The following is a 13817-nucleotide window of genomic DNA, read 5'->3' as shown; positions in this document are numbered from 1 at the left end:
GGCGGTCCGGCCAACGGGCCGGGCCGCCCTTCACTGCCCCAGGATCGACCTGACGAGCCCCTCAAGGAACCGCTGCACCGCCCTCGCCCCCTCCACGATCGGGTCCTGCGCATCGCCACCGTTCAGCACGCGAAGGTCCCACCAGCCGTAATAGGCGACGTAAAGGCCCGCGACCAGCAGCAGAACGCCCACGACCCGCAGCACCTTGGGGAAATGCCGCCTGAGCGACGCCACGAACCCCTGCCTCGCCAGCGCGATCGCCACCGAGACCGCGCCGATGACCAGCGACATCCCGATGGCGTAGGTCAGGAACATCGCCGTGCCCCCGAGCACCGAGGCCGAGCGAAAGCTCTGCGCCATGACGGCCAGGAACGGCGCCACCGTGCACGACAGCGACGCGATCGCGAAGCACACCCCGAAGAGCGTCATCGACCCCAGCGAGCGCTTGACCTCCCGGCCGCCCAGCTTCGGCATGAACGTGGGCAGCTCCCGCCCGAGCAGCAGCCAGACGCCGGCGGCCGCCGCCGCCACGCCGACCAGGATCGTCACCCACGGCAGGTAGGCGGTGATGCTCACGGCGGCAAGGGAGATGAGGAGGCCGAAGGTGCCGAAGACGGTCACGAAGCCCAGGGTCATGGCGACGGTGAACAGCAGGGCGCGCCCCAGCGCCCGGCGCCGGGCGACGGTCTCGTCGGCGTCACCGGAGATGAGGAAGCCGGCGTACACGGGGAGGAGCGCGAACCCGCACGGGTTGACCGCGGCCACGGCTCCGGCGACCAGCGCCAGGGCGAAGGGGAGTTCCTGCATGGGCCCAGTCTGACGCAGGCGCACCATCGCCCCCGGAACCGACCCGGTCCCCGCCGACCCCGCAGCCGGTCCGCTTAACCGGCGCCGTTCTGGGCATCCTCCCGCTGCCTCCCGGGCTTGGGCCCGCGCGGGGCGTTCCGCGTCCTGGAGACCGGAAGGAGAGGTGGCATGGACACGCTGTCGAACACGCACGATGCAGCCGCTTTCATAGGGCGTCGGGGCTTCACCACAGGGCCCACCCGGCGCGTCGGCGTCGAGCTCGAATGGCTCGTCGAACCCCGGGGCGACCTGGAGACCGGCTGGAAGCTGCCGGGCGGCGGCACCGTCAGCCGCGAGGCCGGCGGCCAGGTGGAGATGAGCTCCGCACCGGCCGACGACCTCGCCTCGTGCATCGCCTCGGCCGAAACCGACCAGGCCGCACTCGAGGCGGCCCTCGCCACGCGCGGCCAGACCGTCCGCGGCGGCGGCTTCGACGGCGACCCCGACCCGGTCCGCTACGTCGACGACGCGCGGTACCGGACCATGGAGGCCTACTACGACCGCTCGGGCCCGTGGGGCCGCATGGTCATGTGCGGCACCGCCTCCGTCCAGGTCAACCTCGACGCGGGCGACGACGACGCCGACCTGCGCCGCCGCTGGGACCTGGCGCACCGGCTCGGACCGGTCCTGATCAGCGCGTTCGCGAACTCGCCCGAACTCGACGGGCGCCCCAGCGGCTGGAACTCCACCCGCCAGGCCCTGTGGTGCAAACTGCCCGGATGGGGCCGCCCGGTCTCCGAAGAGGGCGACCTGCGGCGCGACTTCGCGGAGTGGGTGCTCGACGCCGAGGTCATGTGCCACCGCTGCGACCCGCCCCGCGACTGGGCCGTTCCGCCCGGCATGACCCTGCGCGACTGGATCCGCAGCGGCCACAACGGCCGCAGACCCACGCGCGAGGACCTCGAGTACCACATGACCACGCTCTTCCCGCCCGTGCGGCCGCGCGGCTGGCTCGAGCTGCGCATGATCGACCAGCAGGACGGCGACGGCTGGATCGTTCCCGCGATCGTCGCCGCGACGCTCATGGACGACCCGCGGGCTTCGGCCGCCGCGTACGAGGCCACCGAGCCGCTGTGCGGCGGCCGGCCGCAACCGCCCGCCTCGGTGTGGGAGGAGGCCGCGCGCATCGGCCTGGCCGACCGGGACCTCCACGAGGCGGCGCTCGCGTGCTTCGCGGCGTCGGCGGAGGCGCTGGCGCGCATGGGAGCCCCTTGGCGGCTGCGTTCGCGCCTCGCCGAGTTCCGGCTCCGCTTCACCGACCGGGGCCGGTGCCCGGCGGACGACCGGCTCGACGCCCTCCGCGCGAGTCCGGAGCCGGAGGCGGCGGCGCTGTAGCGGCAGGAATGGTGCAGCCGTGCGATATCCGCGCGGGAGTCCAGATATAACTCGCGAACGAGGTATGCGTTGCCGGGCTCGGCGGTTCGCTACGACCGCTGCGCCGGGCGTTCCGGCGGGGCGACCGAGTCGCGGACGACGATGTGGGTGCCGAGGAGGACGCGGCCGGTCGTCGCGCCTTCGCTGCGGCGCAGGCCGTCGATCTGGAACCGGCCGGGCAGCCTGAGGCCGTCTCAGCCCGCAATGGTCACGCGCTGGCCAGTGGAATCTCGCCGCTGCCGCGCATGATCAGCGTGGTGCCCACGACGATGCGCTGCGACGGTGAGTTGTTGCCGTCGAGCCGTTCGAAGACGCGCTCGGCGGCGATGCGGCCGAGGTCTTCGGGGTGCTGGGCGACGACGGTGACGCCCGGCTCGAGGAGGTCGGCGAGTTCGACGTCGTCGAAGCCGACGAGGGCGGTGTCGCGTTGGCGCCCGCGTTCGCGCAGTGCGTGGAGCGCCCCGATCGTGATGAGGTTCTGGGCGCTGAACACGGCGGTGGGCGGGTTCGGGCCGTCGAGCAGCCGCAGCAGCGCGTCGCGGGCGGCGGCCTGGTCGTGGAGGTCTTCGATCACGGGCAGGTCGTCGAGGGGGACGCGGGCGCGGTCGAGGGCGTCGAGGAAACCGCGGCGGCGTTCGCGTGCGGTCTGGATGCTGTGGAGGTCGCCCAGGTAGGCGATGCGCTGGTGGCCGTGTGCGAGCAGGTGTTCGGCGGCTCTGGCGGCGCCGCCGGCGTTGTCGCTGACCACGGCGTCGGTCTCGATGCCCGACGGCTCGCGGTCGACGAACACGATCGGGGTGCCGCGCTGCAGCTCGGGCTCCAGATAGGTCTGGTTCGCGGTGGCGGTGGTGAGGATGAGTCCGTCGACGCGTCGGCGCAGGAACGCGGCCACCGCTTGGCGTTCGCGTTCGGGGTCGTCGTCGAGGCTGGAGGCGAACACGGCGACGCCGCGTTCGGCCGCGGCGTCCTCGACCGCGCGGTGGACCGCGCCCGAGAAGGGGTTGTCTACGCTGCCGACGAGCAGCCCGAGCGTCCGGGTGCGGCGGTCGGTCCGCCGGAGGTTGCCGGCGTGCAGGTCGGGCTGGTAGTCAAGGGCGCGAGCGGCATCGAGGACCCGCTGCGTGGTCTCGGGGGTGACGTTCGGTTCGCCGTTGATGACCCGGGAGACGGTCTTGATGCCGACGCCGGCGAGCTCCGCGACCTGCCGCATGGTGGGGCGGGGCCTGTTGCCCGCCTCCTGCGCTGACAACGATGTCACGAATTGACCTCCAAAAATCGACTGGGCTTGACGATACACGCTCGCATGCTCTAGAACTAGGTTTGACATCGTTGTCAATCGGGCAGCGGTGCCCGACCCTTCAGAGGAGATTCATCGATGAATCGCAATCGACACGGCGGCCTCCGCCTTGTGACCACGACCGCGCTCACGATCGCCGCGGCGGCCGCACTGACCGGCTGCAGCGCCGAGGGCGGATCGGACGACGACACCGTCGGCGTCTCGCTGATCGTCAAGACCACGACCAACCCCTTCTTCGTGTCCATGCAGGAGGGCGCCGAAGCCGCCGCCGAGGAGATCGGCGTCGAACTCACCTTCGCCGCAGGCCGCCAGGACGGCGACGAGGACACCCAGATCCAGGCGATCGAGAACGCCATCTCCCGCGGCGACAAGGGCATCCTCATCACCCCGAACGGACCGGGCGTCGAGGACGCGCTGACACGGGCGCGCGACGCGGGCCTGTACGTCATCGCCCTGGACACGCCGCCGTCCGAACCCGAGGCCGTCGACATCACCTTCGCCACCGACAACTTCCTCGCCGGGCAGCGCATCGGCGAGTGGACCGCGGCGCAGCTCGGCGGCGAGCGGGCCGTCATTGCGATGATCGACCTCTTCGACGACAAGGTCGTCTCCGTCGACGTGCAGCGGGACCAGGGCTTCCTGGACGGCATGGGCATCGACCTCGCGGATGACGCGGTGATCGGGGACGAGGCCGCCACCGGCCAGTACTCCGGCGGCGAGTACGAGATCGTCGGCCACGAGGCCTCGGACGGGGCCGAGGACGGCGGGCGCACGGCCGCCGAGAACCTCTTGTCGATCAACCCCGACATCAACGTCGTCTACACGATCAACGAGCCGGCCGCGTACGGCGCGTACGAGGCCTTCGAGGCCGCCGACGCGACCGACGACCTCATCGTGGTGTCGGTCGACGGCGGATGCGCCGGCGTCACCGCGGTGACCGAAGGCGTCATCTCCGCGACCAGCCAGCAGTACCCGGTGCGCATGGCCGAACTCGGCGTCGAGGCGATCCACGCGCTCGCGACCACCGGTGAGGCCCCTGAAGCCTCGGAAGGACTCGACTTCTTCAACACCGGCGTCGAACTCGTCACCGACCAGCCGCACGAGGGCATCGAGTCGATCACCTCCACCGAGGCGAGCGACGTCTGCTGGGGCTAGGCCCTGCAGTCCTGAGAACATCGGAGCACACGTGAATCAGCATGTCGCCGTCCCGGAGGAGCGCGACCTGGCCGAGGAGTTCCTCGACCGGTCGACGCCCCTCGGCACGGTCCGCAACCTCCTGCACCGCTACCCGGCGATGAGCCCGGCCATCGTCCTGATCGCCGCCGTCGCCGTGTTCGGCGGCCTCAACGAACGGTTCCTGGAACCGTCCAACCTGTCACTGGTGAGCCAGCAGGTCGCCGTCGTCGGGACGCTCGCCCTGGCCCAGACGCTCATCATCCTCACCGCCGGGATCGACCTGTCGGTCGGCGCGGTCATGGTGCTCGGCTCCATGGTGGTCGCGCAGACCACCGTGCAGAACGGGGTGCCGGCGCCGCTAGTGCTCGCGCTCGGCCTCGTCGTCGGGCTCGGCGCGGGCGCGCTGAACGGCTTCCTCGTCACCCGGCTGAAACTGCCGCCGTTCATCGTCACCCTGGGATCCCTCAACGTCTTCCTGGCGTTGACGCTGCTGTACTCGGGCGGCGCCACGGTCCGTGGCGGGGACATGCCGGCGCTGCTGACGCTGACCGGCGAGACCTTCGCCGTCGGCGGCGTCAACATCACCGTCGGCGTGGTGATGATGCTGGTCCTCTACGTCGCACTCGCGCTGATCCTGCAGGGAACGGCGTGGGGCCGCCACGTGTACGCCGCCGGGGACGACCCCGAGGCCGCGCGCCTGGCGGGCATCAGGGTGCAGCGGGTGCTCGCGAGCGTGTACCTCGCGGCCGGGGCGATCCTCGCCGTCGCCGCGTGGATCCAGATCGGACGGTCCAATGCCGCCTCGCCGAACACCGGCATCGACCTGAACCTCGACTCGATCACCGCCGTGGTGATCGGCGGGACCAGCCTGTTCGGCGGGCGGGGCACCGTCTGGGGGACCCTCCTGGGCGCGCTCATCGTCGGCGTCTTCCGCAACGGGCTCTCCCTGGTCGGCGTCGACGTGCTCTGGCAGACCTTCGCGGTCGGCGTGCTCATCATCGCCGCCGTCTCGATCGACCAATGGATCCGAAAGGTGCGCACATGACCACCGACAGCACCGGCGCTGACGAGCCGATCCTGCAGGCGAGCGGCCTGGTCAAGACCTTCGGTCGGGTGGTCGGCCTCGACGGGGTGGACCTGGAGCTCTACCCCGGGGAGGTGCTGGCCGTCATCGGCGACAACGGTGCCGGCAAATCGACCCTGATCAAATGCCTCACCGGCGCGGAGGTCCCCGACGAGGGGGAGATCCTGCTCGAAGGGCGGCGGGTGCAGTTCAAGCGCCCGCAGGACGCCCGCGCGCACGGCATCGAGACGGTGTACCAGACCCTCGCGGTCGCACCGGCGCTCGACGTCGCCGCCAACCTCTTCCTGGGCCGCGAACTGCGCAAACCCGGTCCACTGGGGACAGTGCTGCGGGCGGTCGACAAGAAGCGGATGCGGCAGCGGGCGAAGGAGGAGCTCGCCGAGCTGGGCATCACCACCTTGCAGGACGTGACGGTCCCGGTCGAGAACCTCTCGGGCGGGCAGCGGCAGGCCGTGGCGGTCGCCCGGGCGGCGGCCTTCGGCTCGAAGGTGGTCGTGCTCGACGAGCCGACCGCGGCCCTGGGGGTGCGCGAATCGCAGCAGGTCCTCGCGATGATCGCGAACCTGCGCGACCGGGGCGTCCCGGTCATCCTGATCTCGCACAACATGCCGCAGGTCTTCGAGGTGGCCGACCGCATCCACATCCAGCGGCTCGGCAAGCGGGCGGCCGTGATCACCCCGCAGAGCCACTCGATGACCGATGCGGTGGCGATCATGACCGGCGCCGCGCAGGAGGGCGTGCGTTGATCGGCGTCGTCGGCGAGGCGTTGATCGACCTGGTGGTCGCCGAGTCCGAGCCGTCCCGGCCGGTGGCGCACCCGGGCGGCAGTCCGATGAACGTGGCAGTCACCTTGGGGCGCTTGGAATCTCCGGTGGCGTTCCTGGGGCGGTTGTCCGGCGACGCGTTCGGCGAGCTGCTCCGGGGCCATGTGCAGGCGTCCGGGGTCGACCTGCGGTGGGCGGCGGACGCGCTGGAGCCGACGAGTCTGGCGGTCGTGTCGGTCGCCCCCGGCGGCGGCGCGGACTACTCGTTCCACGTCCACCGGACCGCCGACTGGCAGTGGTCCGCCACCGAACTGCCCGCCGCACCGGGTTTCGACGCCGTGCACGCCGGATCGCTCGCCTTGGCGCTCGAACCCGGCGGGCCGGTGGTCGCGGACTGGCTCGAAGGGCTCAGCGGTTCGACCACGATCAGCCTGGACCCCAATGTGCGACCGGAACTCCTGGGCGACCGGGACCGCTACCGGTCGCGGTTGGACCGGTGGCTGGGCTTCGCCGACCTCGTCAAAATCTCGGACGAGGACCTGGCGTGGGTCCGGCCCGGCTGCGACGCCGCCGAAGTGGCGCGCGGCTGGGTCGCCCGGGGACGCCGCCTCGTCGTCGTGACCCACGGCGGCAACGGTTCACAGGTGTTCGGGAACGGCTTCGAGTTCACGGTGGCCGCGCACACCGTGGACATTGTGGACACCGTCGGCGCGGGCGACTCCTTCAGCGGCGGCCTGCTGCACTGGCTGGACCGGGCCGACCGGCTCCGCCCGGAGCAACTGGCTCGCCTGACCGGGGGAGAAGCCCGCGAGGCGGTCGAGTTCGCCTCCGCGGTCGCCGCCGCGACCTGCTCGCGCGCCGGGGCGAATCCCCCGTACCGCAGCGAACTGGCGGCCGCGTACCAGGCCTCAGTGCCCGGGGCATAGTGGTGCGGGCTGCTTCGAGTGATCGATGATCACTCGAAGCAGCCCGTTCGTGCCGCGCCGCTCAGGCGGCTTCGATGGTCCACTGCTGGTTGTTGCTGCTGCTGAGGGCCCACTGGCCGGCGCTCGAGCCGTTGGTGGTGCGGCCCATGCCGTCGAGGTACAGGCCGGTCGCGCGGTTCTTGATGCGCACGTACGAGCCGGTGTTCTCCACGACCCACTGCTGGTTGTAGTTGACGCTGCTGGCCCATTGGCCGGCGCTCGAGCCGTTGGTGGTGCGGCCCATGCCGTCGAGGTACAGGCCGGTGGCGCGGTTCTTGATGCGCACGTACGAGCCGGTGTTCTCCACGACCCACTGCTGGTTCTGGCTGCCGGCGCTGGAGGCCCACTGCCCGGTGTCGGCGCCGTTGCTGGTGCGGCCCATGCCGTCGAGGTACAGGCCGGTCGCGCGGTTCTTGATCCGCGCGAACGCGGTCGCGACCATCGGGTTGAACTCGGTGATCGTGACGTCGTGGAAGACCGCCGGGCCCCCGTCGGTGTACAGCGCGATCCGGTCGTCGGCGTTCTCGGGGTACGTCAGGCTGGAGTGGACGTACCGGCCGTCGTCGACGAACATCTCGACTGAGAGGTTGTCGACCAGGATCCGCAGGTTCACCTCGCGCCGGGCCGGGTCGAAGGGCGTGTGGCTCTCGAGCCAGCGGCTGTCAGGGTTGCCGGTGAATTCCCTGTTGACGTAGGCGAAGTCGTGGTAGACGCCGGCGTCGATGTGCCTGGAGTCGTCGTTCGACAGCCGCAGCTGCAGCCCAAGATTCTGGAGCTGGTTCCAGGTGACGCGGGTCTGGATCTGGTACGCGCGTCCCCGGTAGTCGAGCACGGTCCTGCCGTCGACGGTGATGTCGCCGAGGTTGATTCGCCTCGAGGCGCGCGCTTCCAGGGTCCGGACCGGCGTGGAGACCAGCGCTGACTCTGACCCGTACCACTTGAGCGAGACTTCGCGGACGATCGAGTCGGTCCCGTTGAACCCGTCCGAATCCCAGGTGGGGGTGTTGTTCGCGTAGTCCCAGAAGTTCATCCAGCCGATGGCGTACCGGGTCTTGGGGTCGATCTGACCGTTCACCCTGCGTTCCCAGGTGACGGCCGCGTACCAGTCCCAGCCGTAGTCGAGCCACTTCGGGTCGGCGTGGTTCGGGAAGAAGTTGTAGCCGTTGAAGTCCCCGGTCCAGTACGCGTAGTTCGCCGGCAGGCCGAGGTGCTTGGCGTTGACGCTGACGCCCAGCACCCACTGGCCGGGGCCGGTGTCGGAGTCCATCCAGAACAGGTCCGGGCATTCGAAGACGCCCAGGCCGCCCCTGATGAACCCGTCGACGTACGTCCAGCTCTTGAGGTCGTTGGAGTGGTAGAACCCGACCTTGTCGTTCTCGGCGAGGGCCATCACCCACCGGCCGCGGGCCTCGTCCCAGATGATCTTGGGGTCGCGGAAGTCCACGACGCCGGGGTTGGCCAGGGCGACCTGGTCGCGCCGGTTGAAGGTGCGGCCGCCGTCGGTCGAGTAGAACAGGAATTGCGCCTGCTTATGGGGAGCCGGCGCGAATCGGTCCTCTTGCGTCGCGAGGGCGATGATGGCGCCCGCGCCGTAGCCGGCCGTGTTGCGCTCGTCGACGACGAGGCATCCGGACCAGATCGACCCGTTCGGATTGGTCTCCTTGGCAATGGCGTCGCCGAGGTCGCGGAATGCGACATTGTCGTCAGAGGCGACCAGTCGCCACGAGGTGCCGACTGCCGATGGGAAGTCCTTGTTGTACAGGTAGTAGTAGTACGTCTGCCCATTGACGTAGATCGGCCGCTGCGGGTCGTTCTTCCAGCCCTTGGGGACGGAGTAGTGGTAGTAGGGGCGCCGCGACAGGGATTGTGCAGCCGCTGGACTGGCCATTGGGACACCGATCAGGCAGGCGGCACCGCCGACACCGGCGGCGCGGAACAGCGCCCGTCTCGAGGTTTGCAGCATCATCGCTCCAAATCTGCATTGCTCATGCGTGGAATTGACATAGGCAAATGTATTTGGTTAATCGAGGTTAAATCAATGGACGCCGGCGAGTTAATTTCAGTTAAACCAAAGGCAGGCCGTTCCGCGATCAGGAACGGCCTGCCTTGGTCTTCTGATTGCGATAAGTGCGCTGATTGCTCAGTATCGATCGATTCGCACGAGCCGCTCACCGTCCCACTGCACCGGAATGGGATCAGTCAGTTCGCCCACGAACGCACCGTTCTCGGTATTCCGGAAACCGATGAGATGCGCCCTGCCATCGATGTCGTGCAGGCGGGCGGCGTACAGGCTCTCGTGCTCGAACGGGCGGGCCTTGGCGATGTCGAATCCGGCCAGTGGATCCTCGACCGGCACGACGTAGTTGTCGCCGGTCTCCCCGAGCGCCCGTCGAGCATCGGCGGCTTCCGCGCCGCCGCAGCAGAACAGCAGCAGCCACTGGCCGTCCACCTGGTGCAGCTGGCACACCTCGATCTGGCCGAAGCCGAGCGCGTCCGGCCGGCTCAGCGGCGGCAGCACCTCCCAGGTCTCCAGGTCCGCCGAGCGGGCGTGGCCGACCACGCCGCGCTCGCGGGCCGGCTCCGGGCCCGAGACGCGCGCGGTGAACAGCATCCGCCAGCCATCACCCCCGGGGTCGGGGAACACCCACGGGTCGCGGCAGGCCTCGTCGAACCAGCCCGAGTCGGGCCCGAACTTCTCGTAGTACCGCGCATCGGCCTCGACCTGCGGTCCGGGCAGCCGCGTCCAGGTGACCAGGTCATCGGACACGGCCGAACCGATCCGCTGGACCAGTCCGTTCTCGGATCGGGACACGCCGGTGTAGAACATCCGCCACCGGCCCTGGCCGTCGCGAACGACCGACCCGGTCCACGTCGCCTGGTCGTCCCAGGCCGGAGCGTCGGCGCACACCAGCGCATCCGGCAGCAGTGTCCATTCGCGCAGGTCGTCCGAGACGGCGTGGCCGATCGACGCACGCTGGTGCCGGCGGCCCTCCTCCTGGAGCGCACGGGACGCCCGCAGGAAGAACACGTGGTGCCGGCCGTCGTCGTCGGTGGCGTACCACGAGTCCCAGACCCAGTGGTCGGCGAGTTTCAGCATCGGTTTCCTTCATTGATCGCAGTTCAGGGGTGCTGGGGGGAGGGGCCGTTCAGTCCTTCATGCCCGCGCTGGCGATGGACTGGATGAAGGCCCGCTGGAACGCGATGAAGACGGCGACCATCGGGATCGTGATCATCGAGATGTAGGCCATCACCTCGCCCCAGGAGGTGTCGAGCTGGAAGAAGTACTGGACGCCGACCATGACCGGCCGCAGCTCCTCGCTCTGCACGGTCATGAGCGGCCAGAGGTACGCGTTCCAGGTCGCGGGGGAGGTCACGACGGTCAGGATGGTGACCGTGGCGAACACCGGCTTCGACAGCGGCACGATGATCCGCCAGTAGGTGCGCAGCCATCCGGCCCCGTCCATCGCCGCGGCCTCTTCGAGTCCTTTGGGGAGGCTCTTGAAGTACTGGGCGAACAGGAAGATCGAGAAGGCGTTCACCACGAACGGGATGATCTGCACGTGGTAGGTGTTGAGCCAGCCGATCTCCAGGACCGGCCGGATGCCCTCGAAGCCGATCCACGGCAGGTTCGCGACCAGGTAGACCATCGGGACGATGGTGGTGTCGAACGGCAGGATGAGCGTGGCGATGATGAAGCCGAAGACCAGTCCCCGGCCCTTCCAGCGCATCCGGGCGAGCGCGTAGCCGCACAGGGAGTTCACGATGAGGCCGAGCGCGGTCACCATGAAGGTCACGAAGATCGTGTTGCCCAGGAAGCGCCAGAACGGGACGCGGTCGAACACGGCCGCGTAGTTGGCGAACGAGACGTCGCCGACGGGCAGGAACGCCCGGAACGAGTCCATGTCGGCGAAGATCTGGTGGTCGCCCTTGAAGCTGGCGGCCAGCATGAACACGATGGGGAACAGGAAGAACACGGCCAGGAGCGTCATCGGCAGGTACACCCACCGGCGGCGGTGCGGCCTCAGCGTCATTGCGGTCATGGCGGCCTAAGTCCTTGTCGCGGGTCAGGCGGCGCTGGATCAGCGCCAGGGTGAGCACGAGGCAGAAGAACACCAGCGACAGGGCTGCGGCGTAGCCGATCTGCTGCTGCTGGAATCCCTTCTGGACGATCTGGAAGACGATGGAGCTGGTGGAGTTCAGCGGCCCGCCGTCGGTCATGATGTCGACCTGGATGAACAGGCCCATCGCGGCGATCGTGATGGTGATGAGCACGAACACGAACGTGGGTTTGAGCAGCGGCAAGGTGATGTGGCGAAACCGTTCCCATGGCGTGGTGCCGTCGAGCGCGGCCGCTTCGTAGACCTCGTCGGGGATGGTCTGGAGCCCGGCGAGCCAGATGATCATGTGGAAGCCGACGCCTTGCCAGACGCTCATCACCACGATCGCGCCCATGGCGGTCGACGGGTCGGCGAGCCAGGCCTGGCCCGCCCACACGCCGCCGGTGAGCATGGACAGCGCGGAGTTGACCAGGCCGTCCTCTTGGTACAGGAAGCGCCACAGCAGGCTGATGACGACCATCGAGGTGATCACCGGCAGGAAGTAGATCGTGCGGAACAGGTTCCGTCCGGCGATCTTCTGGTTGACCAGGATCGCCAGCACCAGGCCGAGTCCGCCCTGCAGCGGCACGACGAGCGCCGCGAACACGAACGTGTTCAGCATGGAGCGGGTGAACACCGGGTCCTCGGTGAAAGCGCGCCGAAAGTTGTCCAGGCCCACGAACTCCGGCGCGACCGGCGAGACGAGCCGGGCGTTGGTGAAGCTCATGGCCAGCGACACCACTGCCGGGCCGATCACGAACAGCAGCAGCAGCACGATGGCCGGAATGGCGAAGACGGTCCCGGCTCGCTGTTCGGAGCGGCTGAAGTTGCCTCGGCGGCGGTTGTGCCGCTGCGGTGTCGGTACGCGGTCGGCGGCTGCTGCTGCGGCGGCGACTCGGTCGGTGCTGGCGATGGTCATATGATCGCCCTTCTTAGAACCCGTAACCGGAGTTCGACTCGATGTCGGCGTCGATTTCGGCCACTGCCGAGTCGAGGGCGGCCTGGACGTCGCCGCCGTGGATGATGTCGCCGGTGTACTGGGTGAAGACGCTCGCGATGACGGTGTAGGCCGGCGTCTCGGGTCGCAGGACCGCGAAGTTCCGCGAGTAGTCGACCATCATCCGCAGGGCCCCGCCGGGCGCGTAGTTCTCGGTCAACTCCGCGGCCGCTTCGGTGGCGGGGATGAGCCCGGTGGCGTTGGCGAACTCGGCCACGAACTTGTCGGACAGCGCCGCCTGCAGGAAGGTGTTCGCCCCGGCCGGGTCGGCGGCGCTGGTGACCGCCCACTGCCATGAGCCGCCGCCGATCTTGGGGCCGTTGCCGAAGTCGGGCGGCGGCAGGAACAGGACGTCGTCGTAGAGGTCCATGGCGGCCAGGGCGTTCCAGTTGCCGTTGAAGGACATCGCGGCCTTGCCCTGGTTGAAGTCCTCGCCGCCGATCGGCGACTCGATGTTCGCGAGTCCGCCGGTGAACAGGCCCTGGAACCACTGCCCCCAGGCGAGGGCTTCGGGCCCGTTGAGGGCGCCCCCGGCGGTCAGGTACGTGGAGCGGTCGATCAGGTCGCCGCCGAAGCTCTGCAGGAACGGCGAGTACGCGTAGGGGTACCACTCGCCGATGTCGGCGGTGGCGAAGTCGATCGCCCACTGGTAGTCGGTGTCGGCGGCGATGCGCTGGAGCGCCTCGTCGAACTCCTCGCCCGTCCACGGCGCGTCGAGGGTCGGGATGCGGATCTTCGCGGCCTCGAGGACCGATTCGCGGGCGAAGATCGAGCAGGCCGCCTCCCAGTGGCCGATCGAGTACAGCTGGTCCTGGAAGATCCCGAGCGTGGACGGCAGGAACTTGTCGGTCACCTCGGCGGGCAGGTCGAGGGGTTGGAGGTGCCCTGCCCAGGCCCAGTTGGGTACGTTGGGGCCGTCCACAGTGAGGGCGTCGGGCAGGTCGCCGGAGAGCGAGGCCGCACTGACCGTGTCGTTGTAGGCGTCCTGCGGGAAGGATTCGCGTTCGACGGTGTAGTCGTCCTGGCCGCCGTTGAAGGATTCGAGGATCTGGTCGGTGACGGCCAGCTCGGTGTCGTTGCCGGCGCTGTGGGTCCACAGCAGCAGGGTGCCGTCGGCGGCGTTGCCGCCCGAGGAGCAGGCGGTCAGGGCACTGCCCGCCAGGGCGGCGCCGCCCGAGGCGGCGGCGAGTTTCATCAGGTCACGGCGTTGCATCGCG

Annotated in this window: 11 protein-coding genes and 1 pseudogene; 5 read left to right on the top strand and 7 right to left on the bottom strand. The window is 69.3% G+C overall.

Going from position 1 to position 13817, the window contains the following annotated elements; all coding sequences use genetic code 11:
- Positions 1 to 30: 30 nt before the first annotated feature.
- Positions 31 to 807, bottom strand: a complete 777-nt coding sequence (locus tag AB0I03_RS07115; protein WP_360407764.1) for a cytochrome c biogenesis protein CcdA — start codon at positions 805 to 807, stop codon at positions 31 to 33.
- Between the two features lie 168 nt (positions 808 to 975).
- Between AB0I03_RS07115 and AB0I03_RS07110 the strand changes: the two genes are divergently transcribed.
- A complete protein-coding gene (locus tag AB0I03_RS07110; RefSeq protein ID WP_360407761.1) occupies positions 976 to 2181 on the top strand; it encodes a glutamate-cysteine ligase family protein in 1206 nt (401 codons plus the stop codon).
- 247 nt (positions 2182 to 2428) lie between these two features.
- On the opposite strand, the gene AB0I03_RS07105 is transcribed toward AB0I03_RS07110, so the two are convergent.
- The gene (locus tag AB0I03_RS07105; protein WP_360408146.1) at positions 2429 to 3430 is read right to left on the bottom strand and encodes a LacI family DNA-binding transcriptional regulator; all 1002 of its coding nucleotides are present in this window, start codon (positions 3428 to 3430) and stop codon (positions 2429 to 2431) included.
- 165 nt (positions 3431 to 3595) lie between these two features.
- On the opposite strand from AB0I03_RS07105, the gene AB0I03_RS07100 reads away from it, so the two are divergent.
- The 4 genes from AB0I03_RS07100 to AB0I03_RS07085 are packed head-to-tail and all read left to right on the top strand — an operon-like array spanning position 3596 to position 7467.
- Positions 3596 to 4672, top strand: coding sequence for a substrate-binding domain-containing protein (locus tag AB0I03_RS07100; RefSeq protein ID WP_360407758.1), 1077 nt, complete (start codon positions 3596 to 3598; stop codon positions 4670 to 4672).
- Positions 4673 to 4703: 31 nt separating this feature from the next.
- On the top strand, positions 4704 to 5738 hold the full coding sequence (locus tag AB0I03_RS07095; protein ID WP_360407755.1) for an ABC transporter permease: 1035 nt from the start codon (positions 4704 to 4706) through the stop codon (positions 5736 to 5738).
- Entirely contained in the window at positions 5735 to 6523 is a 789-nt protein-coding gene (locus AB0I03_RS07090; protein ID WP_360407752.1) for an ATP-binding cassette domain-containing protein, read from the top strand. The genes AB0I03_RS07095 and AB0I03_RS07090 overlap by 4 nt, the downstream gene beginning before the upstream one ends.
- Positions 6520 to 7467 (top strand): carbohydrate kinase, encoded by a 948-nt coding sequence (locus AB0I03_RS07085; RefSeq protein WP_360407749.1) that lies wholly within the window; start codon positions 6520 to 6522, stop codon positions 7465 to 7467. The genes AB0I03_RS07090 and AB0I03_RS07085 overlap by 4 nt, the downstream gene beginning before the upstream one ends.
- A 61-nt stretch (positions 7468 to 7528) precedes the next feature.
- Here the strand turns inward: AB0I03_RS07085 and AB0I03_RS07080 are convergent, their stop codons facing one another.
- The 5 genes and pseudogenes from AB0I03_RS07080 to AB0I03_RS07060 form a co-directional block, all read right to left on the bottom strand.
- Positions 7529 to 9394 (bottom strand): RICIN domain-containing protein, encoded by a 1866-nt coding sequence (locus tag AB0I03_RS07080; RefSeq protein WP_360407746.1) that lies wholly within the window; start codon positions 9392 to 9394, stop codon positions 7529 to 7531.
- Positions 9395 to 9646: 252 nt separating this feature from the next.
- Entirely contained in the window at positions 9647 to 10603 is a 957-nt protein-coding gene (locus tag AB0I03_RS07075) for a glycosyl hydrolase family 32 (protein ID WP_360407743.1), read from the bottom strand.
- Between the two features lie 49 nt (positions 10604 to 10652).
- Complete coding sequence (locus AB0I03_RS07070) at positions 10653 to 11546, bottom strand: carbohydrate ABC transporter permease (RefSeq protein WP_360407740.1); 894 nt, start codon at positions 11544 to 11546, stop codon at positions 10653 to 10655.
- A gap of 79 nt (positions 11547 to 11625) precedes the next feature.
- Positions 11626 to 12225: pseudogene (locus tag AB0I03_RS07065) on the bottom strand (sugar ABC transporter permease); the annotation flags it as partial.
- Between the two features lie 310 nt (positions 12226 to 12535).
- Complete coding sequence (locus AB0I03_RS07060; protein ID WP_360407737.1) at positions 12536 to 13813, bottom strand: extracellular solute-binding protein; 1278 nt, start codon at positions 13811 to 13813, stop codon at positions 12536 to 12538.
- Positions 13814 to 13817 lie beyond the last annotated feature (4 nt).

The organism is Glycomyces sp. NPDC021274 (genome assembly GCF_040641195.1).
GTDB lineage: Bacteria > Actinomycetota > Actinomycetes > Mycobacteriales > Micromonosporaceae > Glycomyces.
Note: the sequence above shows the minus strand (reverse complement) of the source record. Positions and strands in the feature narration are given on the sequence as shown.